Source organism: Actinomadura sp. BRA 177 (genome assembly GCF_013372625.1).
GTDB lineage: Bacteria > Actinomycetota > Actinomycetes > Streptosporangiales > Streptosporangiaceae > Spirillospora.
The window spans coordinates 1-874 of record NZ_JABXFD010000666.1 but is presented as its reverse complement, the minus strand read 5'-3'; the positions used below and the strand labels follow the sequence as shown (position 1 = coordinate 874).

The window sequence follows — 874 nt, the reverse complement described above, 5'->3', positions numbered from 1 at the left end:
TGTTCGGGCTGCAGGCCGCGCTCGGCTGGCTGGCCGCGCAGCGCGGCGCGGCCCCCTACGCGCTGGTCGTCGGCGTCGAGGTGTACTCGCGGTTCCTGGACCCCGCCGACCGCGGCACCGTCGCGGTGTTCGGGGACGGCGCCGCCGCCACGGTCATCGGGCCCGTCCCGGCGCCCTACGGGTTCGGGCCGGTCACCCTCGGCTCGGACGGGTCGGGCACCGACGACGTCCTGATCCCCGCCGGCGGCAGCCGCACCCCGGCCACCGCCGAGACCCTCGCGGGCGGCGGCCACACCATCCGGATGGACGGCCGGGCCGTCCGCGGCTTCATCACGCGGATCTTCCCCCGGCTGGTCGCCGAGGCCACCGAGGCCGCCGGCCTCAAACCCGCCGACCTGGCCCTGGTCGTCCCCCACCAGCCCAACCCGCGGCTGGTCGCCTCGCTGGCCCCCGGCGCCGGCCTGGACCCCGGGCAGCTGGCGATCGTCGGGCACGACGTCGGCAACATCGGCGCCGCCAGCATCCCCTTCGCCCTGGACCGGGCCGTCCGCGCCGGCCGGCTGCGCGGCGGCGACCCGGTGCTGCTCGCCGGGTTCGGCGCGGGCGTCACCTGGGGCCACACCCTCCTCACCTGGCCGCCCGCCTGACCGCGCCGGGCCGTCCGCGCCGCCGTCACACCCGGTGGGCCTGTCCCCTATACACATCTCCGAGCCCACGCGCCGGACCCCTAGCTCGTATGCCGTCCTCTGCTAGAAAAAAAAAAAATAATAACACTACACACAACAATCTCCCTAGCTCAACGAATATCAGAAAATAACAAGAACACACACCACAGATTCGTACCATACATCACATCACTGATGGCCTAAGTCAA

Annotated in this window: 1 protein-coding gene; it reads left to right on the top strand. The window is 71.9% G+C overall.

Annotated features, from left to right (window positions below; genetic code table 11):
* Positions 1–647: 3-oxoacyl-ACP synthase III family protein (locus tag HUX53_RS37055; RefSeq protein WP_303623199.1), on the top strand; the 647-nt coding region annotated here is incomplete at its 5' end.
* Positions 648–874: the final 227 nt, after the last annotated feature.